Genomic DNA, 23,652 nt, shown 5'->3' on the forward strand with positions numbered 1-23,652 from the left:
CACCATGAGATGGGTGCGCAACTTGCGAACCAAACGGATACGTCTCGTCTATCTCATCATTGGACTGGTCATTGCTTCGATGCTCGGCACGACTTGCATTCAAACAGCGGTCGGGTTTCGGTCCGATCTGCAGTCCCTCTCCCGTACAACCTTGAGCCTGAATATGGAATCCGCCGCCAAGATGAGTGCTACTATGGACTCACTTATCACTTCAATGAATGCCAACCTGAAAACAACGGCTGAATCCCTATCGCAGCAGCCACAAGAGCCGCAGCAGGTACTGGAATATCTCGATCTCATGAGAGCGAGCGGGGGATACTTCAACTCGATGTTTCTGACGGATCCTGAGGGCGTCGTGACCCATATCTCACCGCTATCCGTCGGGATCATGGGTCAGCGCTTGACGACGGAAGCCGTCCAGGACTCCCTCTCCCTGCGGAGGCCTTATATTTCGAAGCCTTACCGTGCGGTTACGGGACGGATGATCGTGCTAATGACCTACCCTCTCTTCGACGCCAGCGGCACGTATGCCGGCATGGTAGGCGGCAGCATTTATTTACAGGAGTTCAATGTGCTGAACAGCATTCTGGGCATCAGCTCTGCCAATGCTTCCGGCTCTTATGCCTATGTGGTCGATTATGCCGGTAATCTGATCTATCATCCGGCACCTGGACGCCTCGGGCAAAATGTGAACGCCAATAAAGTGGTTCAGCAGCTGCTGCAGGGGCTGGGAGGCAGTAGCGATGTGATTAACACGCAGGGACATCGCTTTCTGGCGGGATACTCGCCCGTCCCCAAGGTAGGATGGGGAATTGTCGTTCAATCCCCGTACGAAGGCGTCTATGAAGCCGCCCTGCAAACCGCCTTGCGGCAGATTCTGTATTCACTGCCCTTCTGGCTTCTCTTTCTACTCGGGGCCATTCTGATCGCGCGGATGCTGACCGTGCCGTTCACCGTGCTGTCGGAGGCAGCGGAGCATATCTCCAAGGGACACCCCGTCAGCGGTCCTCCCTTCCACAGCCATTGGAATTACGAGGCCAACCAATTGAATAACACGATCATGCTCGCGATGCAGGGGCTTCAGGATCAGGCGGAGGAATATGCCGCCCAGGCTAAGACCGACCCGCTGACGGGTCTGACGAACCGCCGGACAATGGACTCCTACACCGGATTATGGGTCAAGGAACGTAGGCCTTTCGGTATGATGGCACTCGACATCGATCGCTTCAAGTCCGTCAACGACACCTATGGGCATCAGACCGGCGACGAGGTGCTGAAGATGCTGGCCTCCCGAATGATAGCCGCGACCGAGCCTACCGATATATGCTGCCGATATGGCGGTGAAGAATTTATCATTTTACTGCCGGATACCAGTCTTGAGGAGGTATACCGGAGGGCAGAGAGCATCCGCAGCTCCATGGCGACCTCGGCCAGTCCGACGGGCAAGCCGGTCACAGTTTCGATCGGGATAGCAGGCTATCCCTCAGACAGCACGAACATCCAGGAGCTGTTCCAATTCGCCGACCGGGCTTTGTATCAAGCCAAGCAGTCAGGAAGAAATAGGGTTGTCATACACGCCAGATAATACGCACAGGTGAAACAAAACAGGCCCCGCGTTAGATCTGAGCGATCTGCGGCGGAGCCTCTCTTGTTTTTCTATCCATACTCTATCGGTTATCCATAACCGCTTGCGGCTGGACAGCAGACCCGTGTCCGCCTGCCTGCAGCTGATACATGCGGTAATACCGTCCCTGCAGCTCCATCAGCTCCTCATGGCTGCCGCGCTCCACAATCTCGCCCCGGTTCAGCACCAGAATCTGGTCCGCTTCGCGGATCGTGGATAAGCGATGGGCGATAATAAAGGTCGTCCGCCCCGCGCTGACCACGCGCAGTGCATCCTGAATCAGCCCTTCCGTCTCGCTGTCGATGCTCGCCGTCGCCTCGTCCAGGATCAGAATAGCCGGATCGAAGGCCAATGCTCTCGCAAAGGAAATCAATTGCCGCTGGCCCGCAGACAACGTGCTGCCTCGCTCGACAACCGGCTCGTCATACCCGAGCGGGAGCTGTTCGACAAATCCGGTCGCCCCGACCTCCGCCAGCGCCTGCTTCACCCGCTCCGGCGTGATGCGCTCATTGTACAAGCTGACATTGAACTTGATGTCCCCCGCGAATAGAAACGGGTCCTGCAACACGATGCCCATATGCTGACGCAGCGCCTGCTTCGGCATCTGACGGATATCCTGATTATCGATCAGGATCTGCCCCCCAGTCGGTTCGTAGAAGCCCAGCAGCAGATTCATGATGGAGCTTTTGCCCGATCCGGTATGCCCGACCAAGGCAATCGTCTCGCCCTTATTCGCCTCGAAGGAAATATCCCTCAGCACCGGCTCGCCCGTCTTGTACCCAAAGGTCACCTTATCAAATACAACCCGTCCCTCCGGCCTTTGCCCAGCTGCCTTGGCATCCGGATTATTCCGGACAGCCGGCTCTGCCGCCTCATCCAGCAGCTGAAACACTTTCTCCGAGGACACGATCGCTCGCTGAGCATTCATCAACTGGTCGAAAATTCCGATGATCGGCTGGAAGAACCTTCCGAGATATTCGATAAAAGCATAAAATACGCCGAACGAGATCGCCGTTTTCAACGACTGGCCACCAAAATACCAGATGGTACAGGCCGTAAACAAGGCGCCGACCAGCCCTGTAAAGTTCCGGGAAGATAGCGAGAATACCCGCATGTTCTTGACGTTATTGATGTATCGGTCCTCGTTCAGCGTCTCGAATTCCTTCATCCGGCTTTTCTCCTGACGGAACGCCTGCAGAATCGGCATGACGGCGATCGACTCGCTGATCATCGCATTCATATCGCTTAGCCGCGCGCGCATCACAGATACATACTTCTTCGTATATTTCAGATGCACGGCCATGACGACCGCGAACAACGGCATGAAGACCAGCGTGACAAGGGCCAGCCGCACATCGAGAATAAATAACGCAATATAGATGCCAACGATATTGATGGTGCTGACGACGAACGTCGCCATGAAGCTGATGAAGAGATCGCGCACGGCCTCGGTGTCGTTGGCAATCCGCGATACGACCTGACCGATCGGCGTATTATCGAAATAACGTACCGGCAGCCGCTGGATATGCTGCATCAGGTCCATCCGCATCTGCTGAATCATCCGCAGCGCCGTCGATTGCAGCGTGTAGCTCTGAACAAAATGCAGCAGGCTGCCTACGAACAGCAGCGCCACGTACCAGCCCAACAGCTGGAATGCCGGTATCATATCATGCTTATAGAACAGCGCCGTCTCGGCAGCCGTCAGCTTGCGGGCTCCGTATTCTTGGGCGGTCCCATCGCCCTCCGTGCCGCGCAGGACGGCTGTGCCCCCGGCCTCCGTCTCTCGCTCGACCGACCAGGTCATGGCTTCCCCGTCCGGTACCTGGACCACATACATGCCCCGGTCCACCTGCACAATTCTTGCGTCCGTCCCAGCAGGGACAGGAGCAGATCCCGGCTTCCCTGCATCAGCAGCAGCCAGCCAATCCGACCGCACGTACACCTGCCCTTCGAAATCGATCCGCTTGAGCTCTGCAGGCAGCGCTGCTCCGGCTCCTGCATCGAATTGCTTCCAAGGCAGCGCAATGCTGCCGATGTGCCGGTCAATCATCGTCTTCGCCAAGAACGGTCCAGCCAGCTCTGCGCCTACAGCCAGACAGAGTACCAGCAGAGCGGCGGCAATCCGGTACTTGTAGTTCAGTGTATACCGGAGAAGTCTCCGGAGAACCGGTGTCTTGACCTTCGGGTTGTCTTCCATCGATCTTATGCTCCTTTCTCCATCTACTGCCTACCCTGCCGAATCGAGCAGGTTGGCCTCCATCTGCTGACGCTCGAATTGCTCCCGGTACCAGCCGCCCAGCAGCATAAGCTGATCATGCGTACCCTCTTCCGCAATCCGCCCGTCCTCAAGCACGATGATCCAATCGGCATGCATGACGGCAGAGAGCCTATGCGAAGTGATTAATGTTGTTTTGTCCGCCCTCTCGGCACGGATACTGCGGAGAATCGCACTCTCCGTCCGGGCATCTACCGCTGACAGCGAATCATCGAGCAGCAGAATATCCGGATCGGCCAACAGCGCCCGTGCGATGCTGACCCGCTGCTTCTGGCCGCCAGAGAGCATGACCCCATTCTCGCCTACGATCGTCTCCAGACCTTCGGGCAGATGCCTCACATCATTCGTGAAGGAGGCCATCTCGATGACGCGAGCCAGCTCCTCATCCGTAGCGTCAGCCTTGCCGAGCGCGATATTGGCTTTGACCGTCTTGGACAGCAGCAGATGCTCCTGGGAGACATAGCCCACCCACTGGCGAATATCATCGGCAGCCAGACGCTCGATAGGTACGCCCGACAGCCATATCGTCTCCTCCGGGACCGGATAAAAGCGCAGCAATTGCTTAAGCAGTGTACTTTTGCCGCTTCCCGTCCGTCCGACGATGCCGAGCGTCTGACCACGCTCAAGACGCAGGGATACCTGCTGCAGGCTATCCTGCTGCGCATCGGGATAACGGAAGGTCAGTGACCGCAGCTCGATGGAATCCGGTACACCGACGCGAACCGGATCGGCACAGTCCCGCACATCCGCTTCCTGGGCAAAGCTTTTCGCTAGACGATCGCTTGAAGCCGTTCCCCGCTGCAGCACATTAACGAACTCGCCGAATGCGATCATCGGCCAAATCAGCATGCCGAGATAAATATTGAACGAAACCAGCTGCCCCAGCGACAGCTCGTTATAGAAGACCAGATACGCCCCATACCCGTTCCCGATAGCAAAGCTAAGTCCAACGATGGACGAAATGACCGGGTGAAACATCGCATTGATGAACGCCACACGCCGGTTTTTCTCCATCACATCGGTCGTAACCCGCCGGAATGCTTCGAGATCATGGCCTTCCTGCACATAGGAGCGGATAACCCGCAGTCCGGAGATGGATTCCAGCGCCTGATCGTTCATCTTGCCGAATGCAGCCTGTGCCGCAATGAAGCGTCTCCTCATATGCTTACCGAGCACCCCGATGAGCAGCGACACGAACGGAAGCGGAATGAGCGAGACGAGCATCAGCTTCCAATTGATGAAAGTCACCATCGTGATGGTCACCACGAGCGTACCGACGATCGTGTTCACCAGCGTCATCACGCCATAGCCTGCCGTCTGTCCGATCGCCACAATATCATTGGTGGCCAACGCCATGAGCTGTCCCGTGCTGTTGCGCTGGAAGAACGACGGGGTCATCCGCATCAGATGGGACAAAAGCCGGCTGCGCAGCAGCCGCTCCAGCAGGGACGAATTGCCAAACAGCGTCGTTATCCACACATAAGTCATCGCATACAACAGCACGGCCAGTCCGATCAGCATCAGCACGCTGCTCTGGAGCTCGGATGCAGTCAGTGTCCCTGTACGGATATGGTCGATCACCGAGCCGATCATCTTCGGCGGAATAATATTCAATACGCTAACGGTCGACATTAGCACGATCGCCAGTAGATACCATCCCCAGCGCTCGCGAAAAAACCAGGTCAACTGCTTGATAAAAGCCAAACGCTTCGCCTCCTCCTTCTATATAAACAGACTCAGGAATCATACAGTCAGAATCCCTCATCAAACAGTACATTTGTTCGCATAACCTTTACTATACCATAATCAAGATGACATGCCACCGGATTTTTTTACTCGCAAAAATTAATTCCTATTCCTCGCCATCCGTACCTAAGGCTAAGGCTGTATCCATCCGTAATGGGTCCCAAGCAGAGTCAGCACCACGGCTACAGCCAAAGCAGGCAACAGATTAGCCACCTGAATGCGCCGCAGCTCCAGCAGGTTCATCCCAACCCCAATGATAAGCACGCCCCCCACTGCCGTCAGTTGAATAATGATTCCGTCCAGCAGGGTCCGATCCATCGTAGAAGCGATCCACGACGCACCCAGCGCGATGCCGCCTTGATAGAAGAGGATGGGCAAGGAAGAGAACAGCACCCCGATTCCCATCGTTGAAGCGAATACGACGGACAATAGCCCGTCCATCAGTCCCTTGGTATACAAAATCACATGGTTGTCCCTTAATCCGCTATCCAGTGAACCGAGAATCGCCATGGCGCCGATGCAATAGACCAGCGTGGCATTGACAAATCCGGCTGCCAGCCTTCCTCTAACCCTCTCCCCGCCTGACTCATCACGCTTTCTCCGGGGGATCAGGCTTTCAATCGCATACACAGCTCGTTCCAGCAGCTCCCCGAGCTGCTCCAGCCTCCGCTCCAGCCTGATCGCCTCGCCGATCAGTCCGCCGATGGTCAAGCTAAGCACCAGCAGCAGGAACTGGTCGGTTTTGAGTGCCATCGAGATGCCCAGCACGACCAGCGCCAGCCCGATCCCATGCATCAGCGTCCGCTTCATGCTTTCACTCATTCGTCCGATCAATATGCCGATCAGACTCCCGGCTACGATGGCTGCCGCATTCACAATCGTTCCCCACAAAACCACAAGCCGCACTTTCCTTTCCTGACTTCGTCCGTTTTCACCCTTGCCAAGACAATTATCATACCCCGCCGCAATCCGCGATGACAATAGAGATTTTTTCCTGGCTCGCACTAGGAAGCCAGCGCACAGAAGCTGCTGTACGAAGCCGTTCTGAAGCATAAAAAAAGAACCCCATCGCCGCATGACGATGAGGCCAGGTCCTGAAGCCTTTAGAAATGGACACGCCGGAATCCCCTTCCCCAGATCCATAAATTCAGCAGGAGAAGCACAGCGATATACAGGTAGACCCCGTAGGTTAGGAGGGTTGCCGCGAAGTGAAGCCCGAGGAATACACCCAGCAGCAGCAGAAGCGGTATCACCCGGATACTATCGTTTTGCTTCTCTCCGAACGGCTCTGTGAACGGCAGCTTCTTACTGAGCAGCATCCAGCACAGCACCACATACAGCAGCGAGCAGAGCAGGACCGCAATCAGGTCAGGAATCACCCGCAGGCCGAACAGTAGGGTAAATATAACTCCGACCAGTAGATATACAGGCAAGTATAAACGGATAATGAATGCCTTTAGCGTGCCCTTAAAGTAGGGAGCCGCACTCCGGAGCGGAACGACCTTAAATAACCATCCGCCCTTGTAGGCTCCAGAGTACCGAAGCTGCATCACGACCGTCGGAATGACGATCATCGTGAAATACACCATCAAATACGAGCGTCCATGTGTAACCTGGGACCAGTCGCCTGCGCGCAGTTGATTCACCAGGAAGATAAACGGGAATACAATCGAGAAACCAAGGGAAGGGTAAGCCTTCAGCTTAAACTCCCGTTCATTCCGCATCATGGAGGAAGCAAATTGAAAAAAGCTTCGTTCCTCCTTATTCCGGCACACCAGCAGACCAACCCGCCCGCTCCATCCTCCCTTGGCCTTAACACCGCTGCCACCCTGATAGGACAGCTTCTGCAAGCCGCGCTCAAAGGCGGGCATCAGCCGGATGTAGGTCAGCAGCGCCAAGATCGGTATAACGAGAGTCATCAGCGAGAACGCCACCGTATGGATATCCCTTTGCCCATGCAGCAGCAGCTCGAAGGGCGCTCCGAACCAGATCGGAGGAATCAGAAACTGCCACCAGGCCGGCGTGAACTCTACCTTGAAGATGCTCGAGAATTCGAAGGAACGGATCGCAATCTGATAACCGACCGACATCGTAACCGTCAGCACAATTTGCACATAATTGATCAGATCCTTCAGCTTCTCACCGTCGAAGAATCGCAGGATCAGCAGATAGACCATCGCGGTTAGAACCAGCACAAGCACGACCATCCATATAATCTCAATGAGAAATATGGCCGTAAAGCCGATGCCATGCCACACCGCTCCGGCAATCAGCGGCAAGATCGTCAGTGCAGCCGTGAGGAAGGTCAGATAGATGCCGACATGCACGGCCTTGGCCATGCTCACCGTACGTGCAGCCACCGGCCGGGTCAGCAGAATCGGCTTGTCCCGGATGTCCAGCAGCACCGTGGAAAAATCGCTGATCATAGAGGTCATGACCATAAACATCAGCACGCTGAACACAAGGATCATCTGGAACATATAATGATCGCCCAGAATTACGAAGGGCACCATGAGCAGTCCCATCAGCACATAGATCCATAGCGACTTCACAAAAAAATTCTCTTCGCGCTCAGCGTTCCTTCCAGACTTTTTATGGGAAGCGTTGAACACGGTCGGCACCCTCCGCCGGTCCATGGTCAGCTTGACCTGCAGAATCCTTCTCATCACGACGTAGTCAACGCCCAGCTTCTCAAATACAGGCTTGAACCGGTCTAATACGCGCAGTGTCCGGAAATCATTCATCGGCTACTCCTCTTGAACGATGGAGACGAACTGCTCGGCAATCTGCTTATGCTCGTGGAAACCGGTCAGTTGGTTGAAAATTTCCTCCAGCGTCCCTTCCTTGGATTGTGCCTTCAGCTCCTCGAAGCTGGCATCCGCCGCGACCTGTCCGTCATGCAGCAACACGATGCGGTTGCTGATCTTCTCGACGACCTCCATGATATGCGACGAGTAGAAGATCGTTTTGCCCTGGGCCGAGAGCTGCGACAGGATCTCCTTGACGATCATCACACTGTTCGCATCCAGCCCGCTGAGCGGCTCGTCGAAAAACAGCAGATCGGGGTTATGCAGCAGACTGGAGATGAGCAGCACCTTCTGCCGCATCCCCTTGGAGAACGAAGCAATCCGGTCATGATAGCTGGTCTCCAGCCCGAACATGGACATCAGGCGCCTCGCCTTGTAGTCGGCAGCATCTCTATCCACCCCGTACAGCTCGCCGACGAACGTCAAATATTCACTGGCCGTCAGGTTGTCATAGACCTCTACGACTTCGGGCACATAGCCGATTCTGCCTTTGTACTCGACATCCCCATCCGCAATATCCCGCCCGAAGATACGGACCTCACCCGTATACCCTTGCACCAGACCGAGCATGATTTTCACCGTCGTGCTCTTGCCCGCCCCGTTGGGCCCGATATAGCCGATAATCTGTCCGGGATACACATCCAGGTCGATGCCTCTAAGCACGTACCGGTCCTCATATTTCATTCTCAGATCCCGCAGTGACAATACGGGTTCATTTGTAAGCTCCATCATACTCACCTGCTTTGGCCAAGATATCCATATTGTAGCATGCCTCCGTGTATAGGGTCTAACTTGCAGCTTCATCCGTGGTCCTCCTGCTGAGGGATTCGTTCGTCATGAATGACCGTGACCACCCAGGCAAATGCAGGATAGTTTGCTGATCCGTGCGGCATACTAACGGGCGAACCGCAGGTCAAAGGAGGTCTTCTCAGGCACAATGGCAAACCAAAAGGACATGCAGCCCGTATCGGGCGAGGAAGTAGAAACTGACGGCATTTACGAGAATGAATGGGGCCGCGAGGAAACCTTGAAGCGCGGGGATGAATTCCCCTACGATCCGGTCATGGGCCAGACCGAGTGGGAGCTGACCAGCCTGGCGCTGGAAAGCCAGGAGAACGAGCTGTACCAGGATACGAAGCCCAACACGAAGAAGCGGATGCACTTGAATATCGGGACGCAGGAGCAGGAGGACTAACCGTCATCTCTCGCTCTTCACAAAAACGTGAGTCCGTTGCGTCCGCTTGCTACATGCAATTGGAGTCTATGCCTCCATGCTGGCCGAGCATTAAGCACCGCGAGCAGTCCGAACATGCGGGGGCGATGTGTGTTGGCAGTCTAGCCAGCCCCTCACGTTCATGGCAACATCTTTATCCATCAGAAGAGCCGCTTCCCCCGGTGGGAAGCGGCTCTTCGCCTTGCTTTTATTCCATTATTCCGCATGCATGATCTTGATCAGGTTAGTCGAGCCGGATTTGCCGATCGGCACGCCGGCCGAGACGATCACGAGATCGCCGGATTCCACGATTCCTGTCCGCTTGCCGCTCGCGATAGCCGACTCAAACATCTCATCCGTCGTTTGCACGGTGCTGCCCAGAATCGGCGTTACTCCCCAGACGAGGCTCAGACGGCGCAAAATATGCTCGTTAGGAGCAACAGCCACGATTGGCGCACTCGGACGATACTTGGACACCATCCTGGCGGTAAAGCCGCTCTCTGTCGGAGTGACGATGGCCTTCGCCTCCAGCTCCAGCGACGATCTGACAACAGACTGACTGATGGCCTCCGTAATATTCGTCCGCTGTAGCGCAGCATTCTTCACGAACAGCTCGCGATAGTCCTGCGAATCCTCCATCCGGCTTGCGATGGAAGCCATCGTACGTACGGATTCGAGCGGATATTTGCCAGCGGCTGTCTCCCCGGACAACATGATGGCATCCGAACCGTCGAGCACCGCATTCGCCACATCGCTTGCTTCCGCACGGGTCGGACGAGGATTGGACTGCATCGAGTCGAGCATATGTGTGGCGGTAATGACCGGCTTGCCTGCCAGGTTACATTTATGAATCATCTGCTTCTGAATATGCGGCACTTCCTCGACCGGTACCTCGACGCCGAGATCCCCGCGGGCAACCATCAGCCCGTCCGACGCCTCCAGAATCGCTTCCAGCTCGTCTACGCCTTCCTGGTTCTCGATCTTGGAGATGATCTGCACATGCCCGGCGCCTAATTCCTCCAGCAGGCGGCGGATTTCCAGTACATCCTCGGCCTTCCGTACGAAGGAGGCGGCCACGATGTCCACGCCTTCTTCAACGCCGAAACGGATATGCTCGACGTCGCGCTCCGTCACGCCTGGCAGCGACGTATGCGTCCCCGGCAGGTTAACCCCTTTACGCGGCTTGATCAGGCCCCCGTTCAGAATGCGGGTATGGATCTCTGTCCCCTCGATCGACTCCACGCTAAGCTCAATCAGGCCGTCGTCCAGCAGGATGCGCGCGCCCGGCTGCAGATCCCGGGTCAGATCAGCATAATTGACCGCGATCCGCTGCGCATCGCCCTCGATCAGTTCGGTCGTCAGCGTGAGCCGATTGCCGGTCTCCAGCAGGTACGAGCTTTCCTTCAGCTTGCCAATCCGAACCTCCGGACCTTTGATATCCAGCAAGACCGCGACCGGTCTGCCCGTCTCCCGCTCCGCTTGGCGAACCTTCTGAATCCGCTGGCGCTGCTCGTCCAAATCGCCGTGCGCCATGTTCAGACGCGCTACATTCATCCCTGACAGGATCATCTCCTTGAGCAGCGGCACTTGGTCACAGGCAGGTCCCATCGTACATACAATTCTCGTTTTCGGTAATTTCGGCATCGTGTTTGTCCCTCCGTCATTTAACTTTCACGCTCGAGCTGTCGATGTCATTGTACCGCTCGTACGACGGATTGACTATGAATTATAGTCCTATACATGTATTATAGTACGGAGATGAAAGGAGGTCTGCGGATGCTGATCGTCAAGTCGGTCACCCATCACGCCGGGTCGATGCCCTGGTTTGAAGAAAGCGGCACGGAGAGCGGCGTATGGACGTTGATCATGGTCGGATACGGCAAGTGCGTCTATTGGTTGGAGGAAGAGAAAGTGCTGCTGGAGAAGGGAGACGCTTTGCTCATTCCGGCGGGAACGGAATTTTACGGCAAGAGCATCCCTTCCCTGTCCCATGAAAAGTATGTCGTAACCTTCCTGCCCGATCCGGCAAAATTTCCGGCCGAACATCCCAAGAAATCATCCGGCCTGCCGGATAATCCAGCCGAACTTCCGGCCCAGCCGGCTGCCCCGGCTCCGCATGCAGAAGCCCTGTCTCCTACGTTGCCTCTTCTCCAGCTCAGCGACCATGCCCATCTGCGTCCCGGTCCGTCCGATCTGCTGCTCGGAAGGCTGCAGACACTGCACGAGGATTGGACAGAGCGGCGGACTTACCGGGAGGTGCTGGCAGAGGCACTGCTGCTGGAGGCATTGGTGCTGCTGAACCGTGAGTGGGACCGCGGTCCCCGGTCCTCAGCCAAGCACAAGCTCGCGGAGCAGATGAAGGTCTACATCAAAACCCATTACCGCCGCAAGCTGACCAAGGACGAGCTTGGCGCCACTACTGGCAAAAGCCCGAATTACTGCGCCGCTCTCTTTCGCGAGATGACCGGCCAGACCATCGGGGACTATGTGCATGCCACTCGGGTCAAAACCGCCGTGTCCATGCTGCGCCACTCCCAGCTAACCGTTGGGGATATCAGTGAATACGTCGGCTACGCGGATGCTTCCTACTTTCACCGCATATTTCGGCGAATCACCGGTCACCCGCCCAGCTTCTATATGAGGGAGCGGGAAGAACCACAACCGTAATCCTGGGATGAGAGCCTCAGCTCCCTTTGCCCTCTAAAGATTTCTTTAGCCCTATTTCCCAGACTCTTGAATCGACAAATAGGAAATGAGCGAATAAAATTAGGTGAGAAGAGGCAGGACCCGCTTCATAAAACGCTCTACTAGGGAAGGGAGGCACGCGCGACTTGAGCCTGTCGGACGTTTTTCTGCCTTTTTTTGTTTATTTGCTTCCTATGCTGTCTCTTTACTACATAGGCGTCGATATCCTGCTCCGCAATCCGAAGAAAGTCGAGCACCGGCTGGTCAGTCTGACCATCACCTGCTACTTTCTGCTGTTTCTTGAGGAGTATATCCGTTATCAGCTGCCATTGGAGTACAGCGCCCAGCTCTCGGCACTTTGGTTTGCCAGTGCGGGTGTGGCGATACCGGGTCTGACCTTTCATTTCGTCGCCAAGTTTACCGGTCTGGACAAGCGGATGTCTCGTTGGCTGTATCCTTATGTCTTTCATCTGCCGCTGCTCATCATCCCGGTCAACCTCCTGTCCGGGCAAGGACTCATCTCGTCCCAAGAGTTCATCGTATCCGGCGCCTGGAAGCTGCCTGTATACAATGTTCCTTATTACGCTGCGATTACAGCCTGCTTCTCGGTCTGCATCATCCCGCTCGTGCTTCTGTTCAAGGGACGCCGCGGGGCAGTTTCGCCCGAGCACCGGGCCGTATATAATCTACTGATCGTCGGGGTCAGCGTGACCTACGCCTGGGTCCTTATATTCGGTTTTTTCGACTACGGAGCTTGGCTGCCGCCGTTTCCGTACATATACGGAGGTATCGTCTGGTGCTTGATGCTCCGGCTGACGATGAAGAAATACGATTTCCTCAACTTCAACAAGCAGAAGTACGAAAAGCTGTTCAATCTGAACCCGGCCGCCATCCTGCTGATCGATATGTCCGGGCTGGTGAAGGAAGCCAACCCGAGCGCCAGACAATTGTTCAATCAAGCGGGATTGGACCACACAGGCCTCGCAGCATGGGCCGGTCAGGAGCTTAAGGATAGATTGAGCAGCAGGCAGGACATCAAGGAGCTGGAGACCACGATCCAGAATGGTGACAAGCGCGAGGAGGTTTTGATCGACGGGGATTATGTAACAGTGGACAATGAACCGCATGTCATTCTAATCATACGCAATATCACGCAGCAGAAGGAGCATCAGCGGCAGATCGCCTTCATGGCCTATCATGATCCGCTGACCCGTCTTCCCAACCGGAGATATTTCTACGAGAAACTGCCGGAAGCGATCCATCAGGCCCAGCTGGAACGGCATCAGCTTGCCGTTATTTTGATCGATCTGGATAACTTCAAGGAGACAAATGACCGGTACGGACATGAAGCCGGAGATGAGGTCCTGCGCCATACTGCCCGGATCATCGGAGAGGCCGCGCAATCGCTCGGCATGGGGGCCAGACTCGGCGGTGACGAATTCGTCCTGTTTATAAGCCCTATACCATCCGTCGCCTTCGTACAGGAAACGATTCGCGATTTGGAGATGAAGCTTTCCCAAACCGCGATTCCCTTTGGCAATGAACGACTTTTCGTAGAAATGAGCATTGGAGCAAGCCTGTTTCCGGGAGACGGACAGGACGCAGGCAGCCTACTGAACAGCGCGGACAAGGCCATGTACAGAACTAAGCGGATGCGGAAGGAAGGGCTGCGGATTTAAGGCCCCTTATTTTCTTCCGTAGTCCGCCTTGATCTCGCCCCAGGATTTCGTATCCCACTTTAAGACTTGATTCGGATAGCTGTTCTGGCGAAGCCAGTTCTCTGCACGGTCCACCAGCTCCCAAATCTCACGGGTTGAAGCATCGCGCGGAAGCGTGGACGCCGCCGCTTTCTTCTTCACCCAGCTGATCGCCGTCATCGAGTCGCTGTACACCGTGATGCTGCTGCCGATCTTCTTCAGATGAGCCAGCCCGTGCACGATCGCCAGAAACTCGCCCATATTGTTGGTGCCCCGCGAGATGGGAGGGTGCTGGAACACAATTTCCCCTGTCCGCGTGTAGACGCCCTTGTACTCGACGATCCCCGGGTTGCCACTGCAGCCGACGTCGACGGACAAACTATCCATATCCGCTTCCCCGGATGACTTTGCCGCGGAGCCGCTTTTGCTGCGGCTGCCTGTTCCTCCCCCCGAGCTGCCGCCAGCCTTGGCTGCAGCTCCGAAGGCCTTCTTCCAGCCCGCCACGAACATGCGCCGAGCCTCTTCCTCACTTTCGTACGACTTAAACTTCGCCTGCGGGTAACCGTTCGTCTGGACCTGACATTCTGCCCATGTCGCATAGACACCAGGCGTATGGCCTTCCCAGACGACGTACCATTTCGATTTTGCCACCCGTTACCCTCCTATTCCTGCCTCTGGGGCAGTTCATCAGCCATTCATACCCGTGCGTTCCTTGAAAAACTCGATGAAATAAGTCCCGTACTTGAAAAACTTCGCTTCGCCGACACCCTTGATCTTCAGCATCGCTGCCGGATTCGTCGGCATGACGCCGCACATCTCGCGGAGCGTGCTGTCGGGAAATACGATGTATGGCGGGATTCCCTCGCGCTTTGCTATCTCGGAGCGCAGCTTGCGAAGCTCATCGAACAGTTCAGCCTCCACGTCCTTCACAACCGGTGCAGCCGGCTTGTTGCGAATCCGCTGGACGACCCGGGCTCCGCCCGGAACGAGCACTTCCGTTGCCAGAGGCGTCAGACTTACCGTTGGATACTTGCCTTCCGCCAGCTGAAGATAACCTTCAGCGACCAGCAGCTGGATCAGATCGACGATTTCCTTCTCGGTCCGCTGCTTCATCAATCCGTACGTGCTGAGCTCATCGAAGCCGAAGTCCAGCACTTTCTTGTTCCGCGACCCCTTCAGTACCGATGCGACCAGCGTAACGCCGAACCGCTCACGCATGCGGCGCACGCAGGAGAAGATCTGCTGAGCCTCCAGGGTAATATCTGTCATCTCCATATCCGGGCTGGCACAATTGCTGCATTGGCCGCAATCCTGCTCCAGATCGGCGCCGAAGTAGCGGACGATGTGACGCTGCAGGCATTGGGTCGTGTGACAGTAATCGGCCATCTGCTGTACGCGCCGGTATTCCTGCTGCTGACGCTCCGGAGCGGCTACCGACTGCTCGATCAGGAACTTCTGAATCAGAATATCCTGCGGGCTGAATAGCAGCAGGCAATCGCTTGGCTCACCATCGCGTCCCGCACGGCCTGCCTCCTGGTAGTAGGCCTCCATATTTTTCGGCATATTGTAATGAATGACGTACCGGACGTTCGACTTGTCGATCCCCATGCCGAAGGCGTTGCTCGCTACCATAACGCGCACTTCGTCATACAGGAACTGCTCCTGCGCTTCCGCGCGCTCCTTGTCACTCATTCCGGCATGGTAACGTCCTGCCGATACGCCCTGCTTTTTCAGAAATTCGCAGACCTGATCGACTTCCTTGCGGGTTGCCGCATACACGATGCCCGCCTCATCCCGGTGCTCCCGGATATAGCTGGTCAGCACATCCCGCTTGTTCTCCCCCTTCACGACGGTGAAGGACAAGTTCTCCCGGGCGAAGCCAGTGACGAATACACCCGCATCGCGAAGCTGCAGGTGCCGGATGATATCCTCTTGGACCTGATCCGTAGCTGTAGCGGTGAAAGCCGCAATCTGCGGACGCCCGCGAAGCTGCGACACCAGCTCGCTGATCCGCATATAGCTGGGGCGGAAGTCGTGACCCCACTGCGATACGCAGTGGGCCTCATCCACGGCTACCATCGGTACCGTCAGCTCGGTCAGCAGGCCGAGGAAGCGTTCCGATTCCAGCCGCTCCGGCGCGACGTACAGCAGCTTGTATTCTCCCCGGGCCGCCTTGCGGATGCGCGTCTCCACTTGGGAATAAGACAGCGAGCTGTTGATATACGTTGCTGGAACCCCGATGCTGTCCAGGCCGTCAACCTGATCCTTCATCAGCGAGATCAGCGGGGAAATCACAATCGTCGTTCCGTTCAGCATCATAGCCGGAACCTGGTAGCAGACGGACTTGCCTCCGCCCGTCGGCATAATGCCGAGCGTATCCCTCCGCTCCAGTACGCTCGCGATAACTGGCTTCTGCCCTTCACGAAAATCCGGATATCCGTAATACTTGCGCAGCAGCTCGCGTGCGTCCTCCATATGCAAAGGCCCTTGCTCCGGAAGCCTCGTTTTCACATACCCGGGTACCTCATACCCAGGTTCCTCGTACCCCGGTTCTTCCGGCGGAGCCTCATCGAATAATCCATTCCAATCCATCAATCCTGCCGCTCCTCCTCTCGATCCTTCCCAAGCTTCGCCAGTCTGGAGACAAATGGTTCTCCGTCCCATACCACCTCAGTCGCCGCACGGCGCGACTTCACCTCCGGCTCTTCGAGCAGGAGGAAGAAATTAGCCGTCGGCAGCTCGCCCAGACCGTGCTTGGCTGAAAGCTTGTCCAAATACGGCCGCATCGAATCCGCCTGGCCCGACAAGTTGCCCTCCCCGCTTGACGCGAAAGCGTACAAGGCGCTAGCTACAGGAACCCGTCTTACCCGGTACTTCTCCGAAGCCCGAAGGAAGAAGTCCCAGTCCCAGTAATGATACATCCTGGTGTCGAATGGCCCTAGGCTATCGTGAAGCTCCCGGCGATACAGACAGCCCGAGGCTACGAATGTCGAGAACCGACGCATAGCCGCCAAGTCTTGCTCATAGGCGAAGACGAACCGGCTCGTAGCGCGGCGGACTCCTCGCTCCGTTATATAGTCGAAGATTTCCACATCCGAATACACCAGATCGCTACCGCTCGACTGCAGCTCCTCCACCATCCGCTCTACATGCCCGGACAGCAGCAGATCGTCATCGTCGCACAGCAATATATAATCTCCACGGGCCTCCGTCAACGCGTAATTGCGCGCCTCCACATGCCGGACGTTGTGCTCCAGCGTGATGACTAGCGAATCAAGCTCAGGATACAAGGCCGCGACATGGTCCACCGCCTCTCCCGCATCGTTCACAATAAGCACCTGCAGGTGCCGATAGGTCTGCCTGCTCAACGCTTCCAGCAATTCTCCCAGCGCCTCCGGCCGATTATAGGTTGGGATGATCACCGTCACGAGCGGTTGTTGGTTCATCATGCTTCCCCCTCGCCTCTTCTTCTATGCTTACTCACAACTATACCTAAAAACAGGCGAAAGGAAAACCGTCTTCCTCTCCCAAAAGCTCGCTGTCTCTTTCCAACTGAACGGCAAGGAGCGGAGAGTCAAACCACAACCGTGCTGAAAAGCCGCAGAAGCCACACTCATCATTTCAGCAGATGCAAGCAGGAATACGAAGGTCCCATACGGAATTTGTCCTATACATCATACAAGGAATGGAGGCGCCATCCATGGCCTGGAAAACGATCTACGAATCCGAGCAGTTGACCCTGGTCGTCGATCAGGAGAAACATACCGTCATGGCAGAAACAAGCAGCGGCGGTTACCGTCCCCGCTATGTCACGCTTCATTGGTCCCCGGAGCAATTAGATACCGTAATCGAAGCGCTGCAAGCAGCCAGAAGCGAGCTCTTCGGCCAGGACAAGCCTACGCCCGAAGTCTAACCGATATTTTCTGCTCCGGCTTCCTGTCCACATCTGGAGTGGCAGGCTGTTCAGTGCTATGATAATGAGGAAGGAAAGTAACCGATCTCATCAGATGAACCGGCTATGTCCGGCCGCGGCCAAAACATAGTACCAGATACCGAACGACTCACCCTACAGATGCGGTTCTTCTCGACTGTTCTTAGAGGAGACGGCCCACACTCTGGTGCCAATGGCCACGGGTCCCCGCGCTCTTCGCCCACTACAACCATCCAAGGAGGTCTGCCTTATGCCACCCAGAAAAAAGCCGCAAGACCCTAATTCGGAGGCTCTCGTAGACACGGCAGCGGAAGCCGGCACTCCGGCTGACGATGAAGAATCAGCTAGTCAGCCGCGTTCCCGCCGCCGATCCGCTGCCAAGCTTGTTGAAGACGCTGCCGAGCCTGAACGCGGCAGTGTTCAGACCGGCAGAAAACGCAGAACCGCACGTTCATCCGCAGTCTCTCCGGAGGTTGAGGAAGAGACCCTTGCCGGGACTTCGGCTCAGGAGCAAGCCCCTGTGGCGGCGCTTGACGAGCCGGCTGTCGAGGCCCCAGCGCCAGGGGACGAAATAAGCGCGGCGGCCGAGAGCGCCCTGACTGAGGCGGAAGCCTCCGATGCCGGCGCCGTTAGCGTCTCAGAATCCCCTGAAGCTGTTACGGAGACAGCCGCGATTGCTGAGCGCGCTGGCGCAGTGGAGCCTGAACGGAACACAGCGGTGCAGGATGACGCGTCTGCCGAAGAAGGTACTGCCGGAGCCCTAGCGGAGGCGAACGAGGCGGCGGTGGCCGGTGAGGTGACAACCGAGGCGGAGGCCGTGAATGCCGCAGCCGAGGCTGTTACTGAGGCTGTTACTGAGGCTGTTACTGAGGCTGCGGCTAAGAACGCAGCTCCTGCAGCGAAAGCCGCAGGCGAGGCGGCTAGCTCTGATGCTGCGGCTGACGCCAGCGCTGCTCCGGAGCCTGAAGCCAGCGACAAGCCGGCAACTGGTCGCAGAAGCCGCAAACCGGCGGGCGCTGCCCCATCTCCTGCGGCGGGCAAGGCGAAGCCGGCAAGCACGCGCAAGCGCCAGGCAGCCGGGGCCCGTGCGGCCAGCGCCGCCTCTGCAGAGTCCGCTGCGGCACAGGAGGCAGCGGCTCCCGCCCCCGCACAGACGCAGAGACGGAAAGCTGCCGAGAGTGCCGCCGCTTCGGCGGACACCGCAGCTCCTGCGGTACGCCAGCGCCACGCAACGCGGCAGCCCGCAGAGCCCGTTGCCGCAGTAAGCTCGGCAGCACCGGCTCAGGACGCAGCGGACACTCCGGTCGCTATCGTACCGGAGTCTCATGCAAGTTCTCCGGCCGGAAGCGGCAGACCCGCAGATCTGCAGCAGCTGCTGGATACAGAGCTCAGGAAGAAAGACCGTAAGCAGACGCATGAGAAAGACGGCCTCTATCTCCGCAGAGACTTGAAGGAGCGGCTGGCCCAAGCTGCACAAAATCGCAGCAAGGGCTTCAAGACGCTGCTGCTGAACTATGGCCTGGAGAAGGCGCTGGATGAACTGGAGCAAGCGGAAGCCGCTCGTCGTTCTGACGCTTCTGACACGTCTGACGAATAAGCCTCGCCATGCCTCGTAAAAAGGGAGGAACCGCCATCAGCCGGTTCCTCCCTTTCCTTTCACATATCATTGCCCCAGCTTGTGGTTAGATCGCTAACAGTTCAACCTGACCGCGTGCCTTCAAGCCTTCGATCATCTGGTACCAGGACTCCGGCTTTTCACTCAGAATGGCGTAGTACGTCTGAAGAAATTCAGCTACTAACGCTGCCTCTACATGCTGAACGCCTGCCTCATCGATCGGCATATAACAGAAGTCGAGGCCGTGCACAGCCTCGCCGTCAATCTGCCAGGACGGATGCACGTAATCCAGATCCAGCTTGCGATAGCCCAGATGTGCCAGCACCTCGCGCCGCACGACGGCGTTCATCGCCTTAACGCCGCCGAAGGCCAAGCCTCCCGATTGCTCGGGATTGTAGATTTCGGCAAACATCCCGTTCAGCTTGCCGCCAGCCTCTGCTGCCACTTGGCGAAGGTCTGCCATCCGATTAGCTGCCAGGAAAGGACCGATGCCCAGACCGTCCTTGCCGATAAGGGTGAAATCCGTCATGGCAATCTGCAGGTCCGGATAGTACCGGTATTCCGTTGCTCCGATGACACGGCTTTCCTCCACGGCTACGAATACGCGGATGCCGGGATCCTGAAGGGGATCTGCCCACAGGTTAAACTCGAGCAGCTCTTCGGCTGGAAACACCTGCTGCATCAAGGCATGCATCTGAGCGAAATAAGGATCTTCAATATGAGTAATACGATGGTATTCCATAAACCTCCGCCTCCTTTTTCCCCTACAGCTTATCGTGTACGGAACACGCCGTCAATCTTACGGCCCGTACATGCAGAGAACTCCGAGTCCCCGGCTCTGTAATATTGGAAATGATTTGTTACCGAAATGAAATCTAATCTTCATCTCCCTTTAAGCTTCCGGGCCTATAATAGAACTCGACCCCCTTTTTGATAAATAGATTCCTTAAGGCCCGCTGCGCAACCGCAGCGGGCCTCTTTCTTTGCAGGCCGCCGCATACCGGTTCGTGCGGATGAACCATAGCCAAGAGCCTCCCCGGCGACCGGGGAGGCTCTTGGCTTGCTGCTCTTATATTCGTCACGACAGGCTCGGCTGCGATACCTCGGCTCTGCCTTTATTCAACAGCCGTTTCCCCAAGGCTGTCCGGTAGAATAGCCGCTCCAGCAGATTGAAGAGCGTCCCTCCGATCCAGTACAACCCCAGCGCGATCGGGGAGCGCCAAGTTACGAAGAGGGGAAGCGCCATCAGCACAACGCCCAGGAATACCTTCTGGCCGACCGGCATAGTCGGCGCACCCGTAATCTCGGTCAGCGGGATCAAGCCTACGGCAAAGCTTAGTAGCCCTGTGATGATCGGTATGAGATGCATCGGGTCCGCCGCCGACAGGTGTGGCACCCACGGAACCAGTATCGAGGTCATCGTACTGCCATGAGTCAGGAATAGCCCATACATGGCGCTGAGCACTGGCAGCTGCAGCAGCATCCCCATAAACGGGGCCAGCGGACGATACCCGTGCTGCTGCTGCAGCTTGGTCATCTCTTTCATCAAGGCAGCCGGATCCTGTCCATACGTCTCCCGCAGCTTTTTCATCTGCGGATTCATAGCCGCCGAGAGAACCTGCTGCCGGGCGATGGTCAGATTAAACCGGTAGAGCGCTAATTTCACAAGCAGAGTCAGCGCGATAATGGCGAAGCCCCAGTCATGAAGGGCAGATTCGAGGACAGACAACACCTGCGCCAGCAGGGAAATAATAGGTTGAAACCAGGTATACATGACAACTCTCCTTTTCGTTCGTCACCCGTTAGCGGTGACGCTGGTCGGCTTAGTGACGGCCGGCAGCGGAAAGAAGAGCTGGTTGATCGCTATTTTCAGAGGAACGGGGCGGACGCTTGCGGCGGATGAGCACGATGTGTTCCGTCTTGTGCGGACGCTCACAGGTCTTCAATACGAGCGTACAGCTTGAGCCGCTGCTGCGGACCGCATACACCCCGCTATAACCCGCCGCCTCGATCCACGGGACAGCGGCCCATACGGTGAAGCCCAGCATCAACAGGATCAGCGGCATATCGATGGACCACTCCATCAGCATTGGCATTGTCCTCCCCCCTTCCTCAGGATGTGCATACTACCATCATACGGCTTAGATGTCCGTACGGTTCAATGTTACTTGAGCCATGCGTCAGCGGGCTTACCCTTCGGTCGGCTCCTTTGATTGAAGCTCCTCCGTGTACAGCTTGCGGTACTTGATAAAGCTGGCCACTCTCCAAGGCACGACATAAGCTACCGCGATCAGAAAGAACAGCATGCCAAGCTCAAGCGGGTCCAGCTCAGATAAATAGCTTCTAAGTCCCAACCGAAGTCCGATCAAAGCAACCAGCGCAATGAAGAACGCCTTGCTTTTGCGGGGATAGACTAGCCCATCTTCCCTGCGTTCATAATTGGTCGTCATAATCATCGGGATGGAGAGCACGAAGCCGCATAGTAAGGAAAGTACGACCTCCTTGACCGAAAGCTGCAGTTGCGGTTGAAGCAGCTGCATAAAGCCAAGACACATGAAGGGAAGCGGGATCAGCATTCTGTACCCTTTTCCCCGGATAGGACGGCTCGCAGCCTTCAATCTTCGCCAGAAGATCAGCCCTGCCACGAATACCATCATCACAACCGTACTGGCTTGCATCGTTTCGTCAACTCCTATAGTAGATCTGGTTATATTGTAACACAAATAGCCCCGTTTCACCGTTCCCATTTCATTCTACCGCCGGCCCGAGGGATTCAGACTGCAGCAAGACTTGACCCCAAGACCGAACCGTCTTACGCTGGACTTACGACCTTATAAGGGAGGGACACCCTCGATGAAGGATGAATCATTCGAAGCGAAGCCTGCCCCGCTTCCCCGGGACGTACATGAGGACCGGGATGTCGCCGATTCCCACGAACGGGAGAAGCAGGGCTGGGCGGAGGAGGCTTACCAGCAGTTTGTCAGCAAGGGAGGATTGGAACAGCTCCCAGGATTCGGCAAGCCACTCCAAGTGCCGACCGGAGATATTCTGGACACCGTGCTGCGCAATGCCAATGTGAAACCTCCGTGGATTATGCTGCGTACGGAGATCGGGACGCTGATGGCTCTCTGTATCAAGCTGATGGATAAGACAATCGCCGCCCCGGAGCTGGACCTCATGCTGTCGGATATCAACAAGCAGATCGTCGAATTGAACTCACTCGCTCCCAGCCGTACCCTTCACCGGCATCTCGTCAGCAGAGACAACATCCGTGAGCAGTATGAGCGCTGGTATGATCGGTGAAGAAGGGGATTCATGCCAAAAAGCCCCCGGGCACGTACCCTGCCAGTATGACTGGCTTGGACACATACCCCGGAGCTTATCTGCTTCACTAGGAAGCTATCGGTTAGAACCGTTCGTGAATCGTTTGATGCGACAAAGGCAGGCGGCCGGTCACCCGGGCCGGCTGGGCAGCCTTGCCAATCGGAAGCATCACGACGGGGATATAACGCTCAGGAATCGCGAATTCCTCGATCAGCGCCTGAGGATTGTACCCTCCCATAGGCACCGTGTCATAGCCCTTAGCTTTCGCGGCCAGCATGAGCTGCTGTGCAGCGAACGCTGCGTTGCGGATCGCTTCGTCGCGCGCTAGACGCTCATTGCCAGCGTACGCTCCATCAATCTGCTGCTTCATCTGTGCGCGAATTTCCGGCGTTGCATCTGCAAAGACCTGCTCGGCCACCTTATTGGCCTCCAGATCTCCAAGAACAACGACGACAGCCGCTGCATCTACAACCTGCTGTTGGCCAAAAGCGATCGGAAGCAGCTTCTCCTTGTTGGCCTGCTCACGGATGACCAGAAACCGCCAATGCTGCAGATTCCAAGAAGACGGTGCGAGCGAAGCCAGCTCCAGCAGCTCGTTCAGCTCTTCATCGGAAATCACGGTACCGGGAACATATTGCCTAACGGAATGACGGGATTGTAAAAATTGCTCTGCCGAAAAGACAGCCTCTGCTTGTTGAGTCATATTTATTCCACTCCTCAGATCGGGTTTTTGGT

21 protein-coding genes are annotated in these 23,652 nt (G+C 56.4%); 7 read left to right on the plus strand and 14 right to left on the minus strand.

From position 1 onward, the window contains the following. The first annotated feature begins 4 nt into the window (after nucleotides 1-4). A complete protein-coding gene (locus tag WMW72_RS25020; protein WP_341418302.1) occupies nucleotides 5-1,585 on the plus strand; it encodes a sensor domain-containing diguanylate cyclase in 1,581 nt (526 codons plus the stop codon). Between the two features lie 82 nt (nucleotides 1,586-1,667). On the opposite strand, the gene WMW72_RS25025 is transcribed toward WMW72_RS25020, so the two are convergent. The 5 genes from WMW72_RS25025 to WMW72_RS25045 all read right to left on the minus strand — a co-directional run bounded on the left by WMW72_RS25025 (nucleotide 1,668) and on the right by WMW72_RS25045 (nucleotide 9,184). Further along, nucleotides 1,668-3,830, minus strand: a complete 2,163-nt coding sequence (locus tag WMW72_RS25025; protein WP_423227597.1) for an ABC transporter ATP-binding protein — start codon at nucleotides 3,828-3,830, stop codon at nucleotides 1,668-1,670. A 21-nt stretch (nucleotides 3,831-3,851) separates the two neighbouring features. Then, the gene (locus WMW72_RS25030) at nucleotides 3,852-5,603 is read right to left on the minus strand and encodes an ABC transporter ATP-binding protein (RefSeq protein WP_341418304.1); all 1,752 of its coding nucleotides are present in this window, start codon (nucleotides 5,601-5,603) and stop codon (nucleotides 3,852-3,854) included. A 174-nt stretch (nucleotides 5,604-5,777) separates the two neighbouring features. After that, the gene (locus WMW72_RS25035; RefSeq protein ID WP_341418305.1) at nucleotides 5,778-6,542 is read right to left on the minus strand and encodes a DUF554 domain-containing protein; all 765 of its coding nucleotides are present in this window, start codon (nucleotides 6,540-6,542) and stop codon (nucleotides 5,778-5,780) included. Nucleotides 6,543-6,748: 206 nt separating this feature from the next. Then, entirely contained in the window at nucleotides 6,749-8,389 is a 1,641-nt protein-coding gene (locus WMW72_RS25040) for a hypothetical protein (protein WP_341418306.1), read from the minus strand. Nucleotides 8,390-8,392: 3 nt separating this feature from the next. Then, nucleotides 8,393-9,184, minus strand: coding sequence for an ABC transporter ATP-binding protein (locus tag WMW72_RS25045; protein WP_341418307.1), 792 nt, complete (start codon nucleotides 9,182-9,184; stop codon nucleotides 8,393-8,395). Nucleotides 9,185-9,389: 205 nt separating this feature from the next. On the opposite strand from WMW72_RS25045, the gene WMW72_RS25050 reads away from it, so the two are divergent. Beyond that, complete coding sequence (locus WMW72_RS25050; protein WP_341418308.1) at nucleotides 9,390-9,647, plus strand: hypothetical protein; 258 nt, start codon at nucleotides 9,390-9,392, stop codon at nucleotides 9,645-9,647. Between the two features lie 234 nt (nucleotides 9,648-9,881). Here WMW72_RS25050 and pyk read toward each other — a convergent pair whose 3' ends face one another. Then, complete coding sequence (pyk, locus tag WMW72_RS25055) at nucleotides 9,882-11,309, minus strand: pyruvate kinase (protein WP_341418309.1); 1,428 nt, start codon at nucleotides 11,307-11,309, stop codon at nucleotides 9,882-9,884. A 132-nt stretch (nucleotides 11,310-11,441) separates the two neighbouring features. Here pyk and WMW72_RS25060 point away from each other — a divergent pair, with 132 nt between their 5' ends. Both WMW72_RS25060 and WMW72_RS25065 read left to right on the plus strand, forming a co-directional pair. Continuing rightward, nucleotides 11,442-12,332 carry a helix-turn-helix domain-containing protein gene (locus tag WMW72_RS25060; RefSeq protein WP_341418310.1) on the plus strand — a complete coding sequence of 297 codons (891 nt, stop codon included), beginning with the start codon at nucleotides 11,442-11,444 and terminating at the stop codon, nucleotides 12,330-12,332. Nucleotides 12,333-12,496: 164 nt separating this feature from the next. Further along, nucleotides 12,497-14,029, plus strand: a complete 1,533-nt coding sequence (locus WMW72_RS25065; protein ID WP_341418311.1) for a diguanylate cyclase — start codon at nucleotides 12,497-12,499, stop codon at nucleotides 14,027-14,029. A 6-nt stretch (nucleotides 14,030-14,035) separates the two neighbouring features. Here the strand turns inward: WMW72_RS25065 and rnhA are convergent, their stop codons facing one another. The 3 genes from rnhA to WMW72_RS25080 form a co-directional block, all read right to left on the minus strand. Next, nucleotides 14,036-14,698, minus strand: coding sequence for a ribonuclease H (rnhA, locus tag WMW72_RS25070; protein WP_341418312.1), 663 nt, complete (start codon nucleotides 14,696-14,698; stop codon nucleotides 14,036-14,038). Nucleotides 14,699-14,734: 36 nt separating this feature from the next. Then, entirely contained in the window at nucleotides 14,735-16,522 is a 1,788-nt protein-coding gene (gene recQ, locus WMW72_RS25075; protein ID WP_341418385.1) for a DNA helicase RecQ, read from the minus strand. Nucleotides 16,523-16,638: 116 nt separating this feature from the next. Beyond that, on the minus strand, nucleotides 16,639-17,496 hold the full coding sequence (locus tag WMW72_RS25080) for a glycosyltransferase family 2 protein (RefSeq protein ID WP_423227596.1): 858 nt from the start codon (nucleotides 17,494-17,496) through the stop codon (nucleotides 16,639-16,641). Nucleotides 17,497-17,747: 251 nt separating this feature from the next. Between WMW72_RS25080 and WMW72_RS25085 the strand changes: the two genes are divergently transcribed. Both WMW72_RS25085 and WMW72_RS25090 read left to right on the plus strand, forming a co-directional pair. After that, complete coding sequence (locus WMW72_RS25085) at nucleotides 17,748-17,960, plus strand: hypothetical protein (RefSeq protein ID WP_341418313.1); 213 nt, start codon at nucleotides 17,748-17,750, stop codon at nucleotides 17,958-17,960. 268 nt (nucleotides 17,961-18,228) lie between these two features. Continuing rightward, nucleotides 18,229-19,575 carry a hypothetical protein gene (locus WMW72_RS25090; protein WP_341418314.1) on the plus strand — a complete coding sequence of 449 codons (1,347 nt, stop codon included), beginning with the start codon at nucleotides 18,229-18,231 and terminating at the stop codon, nucleotides 19,573-19,575. Nucleotides 19,576-19,660: 85 nt separating this feature from the next. Here the strand turns inward: WMW72_RS25090 and WMW72_RS25095 are convergent, their stop codons facing one another. The 4 genes from WMW72_RS25095 to WMW72_RS25110 form a co-directional block, all read right to left on the minus strand. After that, a complete protein-coding gene (locus WMW72_RS25095) occupies nucleotides 19,661-20,335 on the minus strand; it encodes a GNAT family N-acetyltransferase (RefSeq protein ID WP_341418315.1) in 675 nt (224 codons plus the stop codon). Between the two features lie 336 nt (nucleotides 20,336-20,671). Next, nucleotides 20,672-21,367 carry a YidC/Oxa1 family membrane protein insertase gene (locus WMW72_RS25100; protein WP_341418316.1) on the minus strand — a complete coding sequence of 232 codons (696 nt, stop codon included), beginning with the start codon at nucleotides 21,365-21,367 and terminating at the stop codon, nucleotides 20,672-20,674. Nucleotides 21,368-21,416: 49 nt separating this feature from the next. Next, nucleotides 21,417-21,689, minus strand: a complete 273-nt coding sequence (locus WMW72_RS25105; RefSeq protein WP_341418317.1) for a hypothetical protein — start codon at nucleotides 21,687-21,689, stop codon at nucleotides 21,417-21,419. Between the two features lie 93 nt (nucleotides 21,690-21,782). Then, complete coding sequence (locus WMW72_RS25110; RefSeq protein WP_341418318.1) at nucleotides 21,783-22,271, minus strand: cytochrome c biogenesis protein CcdC; 489 nt, start codon at nucleotides 22,269-22,271, stop codon at nucleotides 21,783-21,785. Between the two features lie 175 nt (nucleotides 22,272-22,446). Here WMW72_RS25110 and WMW72_RS25115 point away from each other — a divergent pair, with 175 nt between their 5' ends. Continuing rightward, nucleotides 22,447-22,896: a DnaJ family domain-containing protein gene (locus WMW72_RS25115; RefSeq protein WP_341418319.1), complete on the plus strand. Its 450-nt coding sequence runs from the start codon at nucleotides 22,447-22,449 to the stop codon at nucleotides 22,894-22,896. 103 nt (nucleotides 22,897-22,999) lie between these two features. Here the strand turns inward: WMW72_RS25115 and WMW72_RS25120 are convergent, their stop codons facing one another. Continuing rightward, the gene (locus tag WMW72_RS25120; RefSeq protein WP_341418320.1) at nucleotides 23,000-23,620 is read right to left on the minus strand and encodes a nitroreductase family protein; all 621 of its coding nucleotides are present in this window, start codon (nucleotides 23,618-23,620) and stop codon (nucleotides 23,000-23,002) included. Between the last annotated feature and the right edge of the window lie 32 nt (nucleotides 23,621-23,652).

It is taken from the genome of Paenibacillus filicis (assembly GCF_038070315.1).
Taxonomy (GTDB): domain Bacteria; phylum Bacillota; class Bacilli; order Paenibacillales; family NBRC-103111; genus Paenibacillus_G; species Paenibacillus_G filicis.